Source organism: Isoptericola sp. NPDC057191, from assembly GCF_042670225.1.
Classification (GTDB): domain Bacteria; phylum Actinomycetota; class Actinomycetes; order Actinomycetales; family Cellulomonadaceae; genus Isoptericola.
Genome location: NZ_JBHUWC010000163.1, coordinates 1 through 9,229, shown reverse-complemented (window position 1 = coordinate 9,229; position 9,229 = coordinate 1). Strand labels below are relative to the sequence as shown.

Here is a 9,229-nt window from a genome sequence, read left to right as displayed (position 1 = left end):
TCCGTGACGTCCGACAACCCGACCGACGCCGCAGCCCGCAAGCCCGCTCGTCGCCGCGCGACCCGCGCCGCCGCCGCCCCGAAGGGTCCGGCGGCGGAGCAGCCGGCCTCCGCGAGCACGCCGGCGGAGCCTGTTCCGGCCGGTCCCGGCTCCTCGCTGTCCGACCTCGTCCTGCCCGAGCGGGCCGCGGCGCGCGACGACGCCCTCGCCGGCGGGTCTGCGAGCCTCGACGACATCGTCCTGCCGCAGGGTCCCGGCGGTCGTGCCGACGGTGACGACACCGCGCAGAAGCCCGCCCGTACGCGTCGCCGCGCCACCCGCTCCACCGGCGCCCAGGCGACCGCTGACGAGCCCGCGCGCACCGAGACGCCGGCCGAGGCGGTCGTCGAGACAGCTCCCGAGCCCGAGCAGGCGCCTGCCGCCAAGGGCCGCGGCCGCGCCACGGGCACGACCCGCACGCGCCGGTCCGCCACCGCGAAGTCGGCGGAGGCTGCGTCCACCACCGAACCGACCGCCGAGCCGACTGTCGAGCCGACCGCCGAGCCGGTCGGGACGCCCGCGCCCGACGCTGCCGAGCCCGCCACGAAGGCTCCCGCGAAGCGCGCCTCGCGGTCCACCAAGGCGAGGTCTGCGAAGGACGAGACGCCCGCGACCGAGGCCCCGGCGAAGACCGCCGCGAAGAAGTCGCCGCGGAAGAAGGCTGCCGCCGCGGCACCGGCCGACGCCGCTGCCTCGGAGTCCGCCGCCCCGACGCGCCAGGAGCCGACGGCTCAGCGCTCGCCGGCCGCCACGGGCGGCGGGTCGGTGACCCCCCGTCTCGCGACGACGGCCGTGCTCTTCCAGGCGCCGGACCTGTCGACCGCGCGCCGTTCGCGTCGTGCCCAGGCACCCGCGGGCCCGCCCCGCCCGCACGACGAGGCGGCCACCACCGCGGAGGCCGTGACCGAGGCCCCCGCCACCGCGCCGTCCGCGCCGTCCGCGCCGTCCGCCCCGTCTGAGGCCGCGGCGAGCGACGCGGCCACCGAGGCCCCGAAGCGTGAGTCGACGCGCTCGCGGTCGCGCCGCGCCACCCGCGCGTCGAAGCCGGCGCAGGCCGAGGAGCGCCCGGAGGCCGCGCAGACGGCTCCGGCCCCCGGCACGGCCACGACCGAGACCCCGCGCGACGCGGAGCCCGTGGTCGAGGACACCGCCGTCGTGCCCGACGTCGCCGCGACCGAGCCCGTCGAGCTCACCGAGGACGAGGCCGCCGCGGTCGAGGAGGTCGGGGTCATCGAGTCCGAGCTCGTCGCCGAGGGCATCGAGCTGGTCGACCTTGGCCCCGAGGACCTGAGCGACGAGGACGGCGAGGAGGACGAGATCCGTCCGCGCCGTCGCCGTCGCCGTGGCGGCCGCGGTCGCCGTGGCGGCCGCCGCCCCGAGGACGACGCCGAGCCCGGTGAGGGCGACGAGGACTCCGACGACTCGCTGGACTCCGCGGAGGCCGAGGACGGCCGTCGCGACGGCGCCGCCACGCGCCCCGCGGACGAGGACGCCGACGAGCAGGACGACGAGCACGGCGACGAGCACGGTGACGAGCAGGGCGACGACGAGGGCGGGGACTCGGCGTCGAGCCGTCGCCGCCGCCGTCGCCGCCGCGGCACCCGCGCGGAGCGGGCCGAGGCCGCGGTGGCACGGACGCGCGACCGCGACGAGGTCACCGCGCTCAAGGGCTCCACCCGGCTCGAGGCGAAGCGTCAGCGCCGCCGCGAGGGCCGCGACGCCGGCCGCCGCCGCCAGATCATCACGGAGGCCGAGTTCCTCGCGCGCCGCGAGTCGGTGACGCGGTCGATGGTCGTGCGCGAGCGCGACGGCCGCACGCAGATCGCCGTGCTCGAGGACGGCGTGCTCGTGGAGCACTACGTCTCGCAGCAGTCGCAGGCCTCGATGGTGGGCAACGTCTACCTCGGTCGCGTGCAGAACGTGCTGCCCAGCATGGAGGCGGCGTTCGTCGACGTCGGCAAGGGGCGCAACGCCGTCCTGTACGCCGGTGAGGTGAACTGGGACGCGGCCGGGCTCGAGGGTCAGCCGCGCCGCATCGAGGAGGCCCTGAAGTCGGGCGACTCCGTTCTCGTGCAGGTCACCAAGGACCCGATCGGTCACAAGGGCGCCCGCCTGACCTCGCAGGTCACGCTCGCCGGCCGCTACCTGGTCTTCGTGCCCGGCGGTGGCATGACCGGCATCAGCCGCAAGCTGCCCGACACCGAGCGCAGCCGGCTCAAGAAGATCCTGCGGGACGTCGTGCCCGACGGCGCGGGCGTCATCGTGCGCACGGCCGCCGAGGGTGCGAGCGAGGCCGAGCTGCGCGCCGACGTCGAGCGCCTGGAGGCGCAGTGGGCCGCGATCCAGAAGAAGTCGGCCTCGGCCAGCGCCCCCGCCTTGCTGCAGGGGGAGCCCGACCTGGCGATCCGCGTGGTCCGTGACATCTTCAACGACGACTTCTCGTCGCTGCAGATCCAGGGCCAGGGCGCGTGGGACGAGATCGCGCAGTACGTCGAGGAGCTCGCTCCCGACCTGCGCGACCGGGTCACGAAGTGGACCGAGAACACCGACGTGTTCGCGGTGCACCGCGTGGACGAGCAGCTTGCCAAGGGCATGGACCGCAAGGTCTGGCTGCCGTCCGGCGGGTCGCTCGTCATCGACCGCACCGAGGCGATGACGGTCATCGACGTCAACACCGGCAAGTTCACCGGCGCGGGCGGCACCCTCGAGGAGACCGTCACCCGGAACAACCTGGAGGCGGCCGAGGAGATCGTGCGCCAGCTGCGGCTGCGCGACATCGGCGGCATCGTCGTCATCGACTTCATCGACATGGTGCTCGAGTCGAACCGTGACCTGGTGCTGCGCCGGCTGGTCGAGTGCCTCGGCCGCGACCGCACCAAGCACCAGGTGGCGGAGGTCACCTCGCTCGGGCTGGTGCAGATGACTCGCAAGCGCGTGGGCCAGGGCCTGGTCGAGGCGTTCTCCGAGACCTGCGAGCACTGCAAGGGCCGTGGGTTCATCGTGCACAGCGAGCCGATCGAGAAGGGTGCCCCGCACCAGCACGCCGAGGGTGACCAGGGCGAGGGCTCCACGCGCTCGCGCCGGAAGCGCGGCGGCAAGCAGGCGGAGGCCGTGGCGCCCAGCCCGGCGGCCGAGGTGCCCACCCTGCCCGAGGACCGGTCCGAGGCCCGCGAGGCCGTCAAGGCCACCCTCGCCACGATCGCTGCCGCGGCGGCGCACGCGCACGAGCACGAGCACGAGGCCAAGGACGGCGGCGCGTCCGTCGTCGTGGCCGACGCCGCCGTGCCGGTCGCCGCTCCGGCGGCGCCCGCGACGCCGGTGGCCCCCGTCGCGCCCGAGACGCTCATCGAGCTGCCGGAGCGCAAGCCGGAGCCCGCCGCGGGCGACGGTGCGGAGCCTGCCACCGAGGTCCCGTCGGCGAAGCCGGCGCGCAAGGCGCCCCGGCGCGCGCGCAAAGGAGCAGGAGCCCCCAAGGCTGCTGAGCCGGCTGCTGGGGAAGCTGCGGCCCAGGGAGTGACGGGCGCCGAGTGACGCGCCGCGTGACCGTGTCGCGGTCGAGGTGAAGGGCCCGGGGCCGATGTCCACGACATCGGCCCCGGGCCCTTCGCTCGTCCGTCCCTCGTCCGTCCCTCGTCCGGCCCTGTCCGGCCCTCGTCCGGCCCTCGTCCGGCCCTCGTCCGGCCCTGTCCGGCCCTCGTCCGGCCCTCGGCGGGCCGCGCGTGCCATGCTCGGGCCATGGACGGGACCACGGGGCGGCTCGAGGTGATCGCCGGCCCGATGTTCGCCGGCAAGACGGAGGAGCTGGTGCGCCGCGTGCACCGGGCGCAGGTCGCGCGCCGGGGCGTGCTCGTCGTGGCGCACGAGCTGGACACACGCAGCGGCGCCGGGCGGGTCGCGTCCCACTCGGGGCTCGAGGTGCCCTCCAGCAGCGTCCGCGAGGCCGCGCAGATCCCGTCGCTCGTCGGGGACGACATCGAGCTGGTGGCGGTCGACGAGGCGCAGTTCTTCGGGCCGGACCTCGTGGACGTGGTGACGGCGCTGGCCGACGCGGGACGTGTGGTGGTGGTGGCGGGCTTGTCGGTGACGTTCGACGGGCGCGCCTTCGCGCCGCTGCCCGAGCTGATGGCGGTGGCCGAGTCGGTCACCAAGCTCACGGCGGTGTGCGCCGTGTGCGGGCGGGACGCGGCGTTCCACGTCCGGCGGACCGAGGCGGCCCCCGCGGACGACCCGTTGGCGCCGGCCTCCGGGCACGTGGGCGGCACCGAGTCCTACGAGGCGCGGTGCCGCGTGCACCGCGCCGGCGGCCTCGCGGCTCAGTAGCCGCGCAGGCTGCGGCGCATCGGGCAGTCGAAGGGGTCGCGGGCGGCCAGGCCGACCCGGTTGAGGTAGCCGACGACGATCGCGTAGGACCGCGCGAGGCTCGTCTCCGTGTACGGCAGGCCGTGCGTCGCGCAGTGCTCGCGCACCAGCAGCCGGGCCTGGGCCAGGTGCGGCCGGGGCATGCTCGGGAACAGGTGGTGCTCGATCTGGTGGTTGAGACCGCCCATGAGGGCGCTCATCCAGGCCCCGCCGCGGATGTTGCGCGAGGTGAGCACCTGCTTGGACAGGAAGTCCAGGCGGCTGCCCTCGGGGATGATCGCCATGCCCTTGTGGTTGGGCGCGAACGACGCGCCCATGTAGACGCCGAAGACGGCGAGCTGCACGCCGAGGAAGGCGAACGCCATCCCGACAGGGAGCCACCAGAAGACGACAGCCGTGCCGACCAGGAGCCGCGCGCCGATCGTCAGGAGCTCGCGCACCCGTGCGCCTCGGTCCTCGGCGGTGCCGTGCCGCAGCGAGCGCACGGACGTCACGTGCAGGTTGAGGCCCTCCAGGGTGAGGAGGGGGAAGAACAGCCAGCCCTGGTACCGGGTGATCAGCGCGAGGAACCCACGGTGCTCGCTGGCCCCCTCCTCGGTGAACACGATGGTGTCGTTCGCGATGTCGGGGTCCTTGCCCACGTGGTTCGGGTTGGCGTGGTGGCGCGTGTGCTTCGACATCCACCAGGAGTAGCTGATGCCCACCACGGCGTTGGCGATCAGCCGCCCGACGCGGTCGTTGACGGGGCCGGTCGCGAAGATCTGTCGGTGCGCGGCCTCGTGCGCGAGGAACGCGAACTGCGTGAGGATCACGCCGAGCGCCCCGGCGACCAGGAGCTGGAACCACGAGTCACCGAGCAGGACGAACCCGGCGGCAGCCGCGGCGACGGCCAGCGTGAGCAGGATGCCCGTGCGCAGGTAGTAGCCGTACGTGCGGCGCAGGAGCCCGGCCTCGCGTACGGCGCGCGACAGCGCGCTGTACGAGCTGGTGTGCGCGGCGCCGGAGAGGCGGGTGGCCGAAGGGGTGTCGTCGACGGTGGCTGTGGTCATACGGGCCTCGCAGGGGTCGAGGTCGACTTCCCAGCCGAGGTGGTGAGCGGTCGCTCGGTGTGCGGATGCCTCGAGCCTACGGGACCGTAGGTTCGGGGCAAGGGGGCTGTCCCCCCAGTGCGCGGACCCGGGCGAGGATCAGGTCCGCGGTGGCGGCGTCCGCTGCTGCGACGATGCCTCGCCCGCCGCGGACGGGGCCTCCGTCGAGGTCGGTGACGACGCACCCGGCCGCCTCGCACAGCGCGACGCCGGGCAGGAAGTGCACGCTGCCGTCGACGCCGGCGCCGGTCACGTACGCGGCCTGCCGCCCTGCCGCCACCCAGGCGAGCGCGAGCGAGGTGGAGGCCACGCGCACCGCGAACGACTCGCGCAGGGCCGTATCCGCGACGAGCGCGGGCGCCTGGCCGCCGTTGTCGACGTCGATGTTGATCAGCCGCGTCACCGGGTCGGGGGAGAGGCCCTCGTGGGCGGTTGCGCCGGGGCCTTGCCGCCAGGCGCGGGTGCCGTCGGTCCACAGCACCTCCCCGGTGAGGGGGTCGGCGACCGCCGCGGCGAGGACCCGCTCACCGTCGCGCTCGGCGAGTGCCACGTTGACGCCGAAGGCCGGCACGCCGGCGGCGAAGTTGAGGGTGCCGCACAGCGGGTCGACGTACCACCGTCGGGGCGCGTCCCCGCCGGAGGTGCCGAGCTCCTCGCCGACGACGGCGTCGTCCGGCCGCGCTGCCGCCAGCACCGCGCGGACCGCCCGCTCCGCCGCGACGTCGGTGTCGGTCGCGAAGTCGAGCCCGGACTTCGCGTGCCGGGTCACGGGCTGCCGGAAGGCGGCGGCGACCTCCGCCGCGCCGGCGAGGGCGGCTCGGAGGGCGACCTCCGGATCGCTGATCATGCCGAGAAGAATGGCAGAACTTCATCCTCGTCAACCGGGACGCCTGCTGCTTAGCCTCGACCGGCACGTTGCCGACGACAGGTAGGTCGAGAGATGAAGCGCACCATCGCTGTGATCCTCGCGGGGGCAGTCCTGGCGACCGGGCTCACCGTGGCGCCGGCCGTCGCCGCGTCGAGCGGGTCCGCAGGCAGCATCAGCCACCCCGACGTCGTGCTCTACAAGGGCCAGCACAACAAGACGGCTAGCGCCTCATATTCGGTGAAGAAGCCGACTGCCGCACAGGTCGACAAGTGTTTCACCGATAACCGCAGCCCCGGCGACTCCTACCTCCGCTGGGATGATTTCTTCTGGACCATGGACGTCGAGTACCTGGACAGGTACGGCAACCTCGCGAGTGGCGGCGACTTCCTCTACTCGGGGACCGACCCCGCATCCGGCAAGACGGGCGCAACGCGCTGGTACGAGTGGGACGGGTACGGCAGGTACACGGTGCGGGCCACCGTCACCCGTAGCTATACGATCCACATCGACGGCGCGTATGGCGAGGACTGGTACGACTGCACGCTTCCTGATGCCACGTATTCCGACGCCTTCTACTTCAAGCGCGCCACGTACCTGTCGACCAACGCGGCCCCCGAGCCGGTGCGCAAGGGGTCCTACGTCACGGTCAAGGGGAGCCTGCGGTACTGGAACCCCGACTACAGCTACGGCGACGGCGCGATCCGGCCGCTGACTGGTCGCGCGGTCAAGATCTACTTCGACCCCACGGGCCCGAAGGGGCCGGTTTACAAGGCCACCGCGAAGACGTCCAGCAAGGGCACGTACGCCAAGAAGCTCAAGCAGTCTGCCTCGGGGACCTGGGTCGTGAAGTACGCCGGGACGGGCACGCTCACTGCCAGGCAGGCAAAGGACTGGGTGACGGCACGCTGAGCCGCACCGTTCGAGGCGCGGCACCCTCGGGTCAGGGAGGGTCCTCGACCAGGGGCACGAACGAGTAGGTGCCGTGCTCAGAGGTGCGCACGGTGCCGTCGTCGTCGCGCGTGACGAGCACCATCACGTGCCGCACGGGGATCACCATGCGGCCGCCGCGGGCGACCTGGTCCACGAGCGCAGCGGGCAGGTGGGTGGCCGCCGCGGACACCAGCACCCGGTCCCAGCCGCCCGGTCGTGGAGCCCCCAGCACGCCGGGGGTGGCGCGCACGACGCGGGCCCAGCCCATCCCGGTGCGGCGGACGTTCGCCGCACCGCGGGCCGCCAGGTCGGCGTGCCGCTCCACCCCCAGCACCGCGCCGTCGGGCCCGACGAGCCGGGCCAGGAGAGCCGTCGTCCAGCCCGAGCCGGAGCCGACGTCCAGCACGTGCGCCCCGGGCGGCACGGCGAGAAGCCGGAGCATGGCCGCCACGGTCGACGGCTGCGAGCAGGTCTGGCCGCGGCCGATGTCGATCGGGTGGTCCGCGGCGGCCCAGCGCACGGCGCGGCGGGGCAGGAAGCCGCGTCGGTCGACGTCGCGCAGCGCGTCCGCCACCGCGTCCGCGACGCCGCCTGCGCCCGTGGGCAGCTCGGTGGGCCCCGTTCGTCCGGCCATCTGTCCATCGTCGCCCCTCGTGGCGAGCGACACCGGCCGGGGTCACGATCGATGTAGCGCCGGCCCGTCGCCGGCCCTGAGATCGGAGGACGACATGGCAGGGACGGTCGCACGCATCACGGAGATCACCGCACGGTCGGACACGAGCTTCGAGGACGCGATCCGCGTCGGCCTCGACCGGGCCGGACAGACGGTCCGCCACATCACCGGTGCATGGGTCAAGGAGCAGAAGGTCGAGGTGTCCGACGGCAGTATCGTGGCCTGGCAGGTGGACCTGCAGGTGACCTTCGTCCTCGAGGACTGATCCCCGGCTCGCTGCTCGGCCCGCTGCCCCGGCCCTCTGCCACGCACCGCCGGGACGGCCCGCGGTGGGCGACGTCACTGCGGGTGTCCGCGCAGGAGGTTTGAAGCCTTCGGTTCCCTCGCGTAGTCTTGGACGTCGGCACGCCCTCGGTGTGCCAGTCCCGTGTGCCCATGACGCACCGCACTCGACCGCCGCGGCGGGCCGAGTTGCAGACCAAGTCGGTGATGAACGTCGTGCGGCATGCCCAGACCAGGAGAGATGAGCAGCAACGTGGTTTACGCGATCGTCAAGGCCGGTGGCCGTCAGGAGAAGGTGTCCGTCGGGGACATCGTCGTCATGGACCGAGTCAAGGCCCAGGCCGGTGACACGGTGGAGCTGCCCGCTCTGCTTCTGGTGGACGGGGAGAAGGTGACCACCGACGCCGCGAAGCTGGCGAAGGTCAAGGTCACGGCTGAGGTCGTGCGGGACGAGAAGGGCCCGAAGATCACGATCCTCAAGTACAAGAACAAGACCGGCTACCGCAAGCGCCAGGGTCACCGCCAGTCGCTGACCCGTCTCAAGGTCACCGGCATCAAGTGACGTCCCGCCGGGCCGAGCGCGCTCGCTCGCTGCACGGCCCGCGGCACTGATTCCCTCGTTCTTCGCAGAAAGCAGGTCTGACAGATGGCACACAAGAAGGGCGCGAGCTCCTCGCGCAACGGCCGTGACTCGAACTCCCAGCGCCTCGGCGTCAAGCGCTACGGCGGCCAGGTCGTCAAGGCCGGCGAGATCATCGTCCGCCAGCGCGGCACGCACTTCCACCCCGGCGAGAACGTCGGCCGTGGCGGCGACGACACGCTGTTCGCGCTGACCGCCGGCTCGGTGGCCTTCGCGACGCGTCGGGGCCGCAAGGTCATCGACATCGTCGCGGCCGAGGTCTGAGCCGCAACACACCTTCTCGACTCCCACCCGAGTCGACGACGAGGGGCGCACCGTTGTGGTGCGCGCCTCGTCGCTTTGCCTGAGAG

At 73.5% G+C, this 9,229-nt stretch carries 9 protein-coding genes; 6 read left to right on the top strand and 3 right to left on the bottom strand.

Annotated elements, in window-relative coordinates:
- Nucleotides 1-3 precede the first annotated feature (3 nt).
- Together ACFT55_RS16425 and ACFT55_RS16420 are read left to right on the top strand one after the other, a co-directional pair.
- On the top strand, nucleotides 4-3,570 hold the full coding sequence (locus ACFT55_RS16425) for an Rne/Rng family ribonuclease (RefSeq protein ID WP_380244913.1): 3,567 nt from the start codon (nucleotides 4-6) through the stop codon (nucleotides 3,568-3,570).
- Nucleotides 3,571-3,774: 204 nt separating this feature from the next.
- Nucleotides 3,775-4,359: a thymidine kinase gene (locus ACFT55_RS16420; RefSeq protein WP_380244912.1), complete on the top strand. Its 585-nt coding sequence runs from the start codon at nucleotides 3,775-3,777 to the stop codon at nucleotides 4,357-4,359.
- Here the strand turns inward: ACFT55_RS16420 and ACFT55_RS16415 are convergent.
- Entirely contained in the window at nucleotides 4,353-5,447 is a 1,095-nt protein-coding gene (locus tag ACFT55_RS16415; RefSeq protein WP_380244911.1) for a fatty acid desaturase family protein, read from the bottom strand. The two genes, ACFT55_RS16420 and ACFT55_RS16415, sit on opposite strands and share 7 nt — an antisense overlap.
- A gap of 76 nt (nucleotides 5,448-5,523) precedes the next feature.
- Nucleotides 5,524-6,333 (bottom strand): inositol monophosphatase family protein, encoded by an 810-nt coding sequence (locus tag ACFT55_RS16410; protein WP_380244910.1) that lies wholly within the window; start codon nucleotides 6,331-6,333, stop codon nucleotides 5,524-5,526.
- A gap of 93 nt (nucleotides 6,334-6,426) precedes the next feature.
- Between ACFT55_RS16410 and ACFT55_RS16405 the strand changes: the two genes are divergently transcribed.
- Nucleotides 6,427-7,263, top strand: coding sequence for a hypothetical protein (locus ACFT55_RS16405; protein WP_380244909.1), 837 nt, complete (start codon nucleotides 6,427-6,429; stop codon nucleotides 7,261-7,263).
- 31 nt (nucleotides 7,264-7,294) lie between these two features.
- Here the strand turns inward: ACFT55_RS16405 and ACFT55_RS16400 are convergent, their stop codons facing one another.
- Complete coding sequence (locus tag ACFT55_RS16400) at nucleotides 7,295-7,918, bottom strand: protein-L-isoaspartate O-methyltransferase (RefSeq protein ID WP_380244908.1); 624 nt, start codon at nucleotides 7,916-7,918, stop codon at nucleotides 7,295-7,297.
- A gap of 94 nt (nucleotides 7,919-8,012) precedes the next feature.
- On the opposite strand from ACFT55_RS16400, the gene ACFT55_RS16395 reads away from it, so the two are divergent.
- The 3 genes from ACFT55_RS16395 to rpmA all read left to right on the top strand — a co-directional run bounded on the left by ACFT55_RS16395 (nucleotide 8,013) and on the right by rpmA (nucleotide 9,143).
- Entirely contained in the window at nucleotides 8,013-8,222 is a 210-nt protein-coding gene (locus tag ACFT55_RS16395; protein WP_380244907.1) for a dodecin family protein, read from the top strand.
- A 270-nt stretch (nucleotides 8,223-8,492) separates the two neighbouring features.
- Complete coding sequence (rplU, locus tag ACFT55_RS16390; protein ID WP_176168869.1) at nucleotides 8,493-8,801, top strand: 50S ribosomal protein L21; 309 nt, start codon at nucleotides 8,493-8,495, stop codon at nucleotides 8,799-8,801.
- 84 nt (nucleotides 8,802-8,885) lie between these two features.
- Entirely contained in the window at nucleotides 8,886-9,143 is a 258-nt protein-coding gene (gene rpmA, locus ACFT55_RS16385; protein ID WP_079574743.1) for a 50S ribosomal protein L27, read from the top strand.
- Nucleotides 9,144-9,229 lie beyond the last annotated feature (86 nt).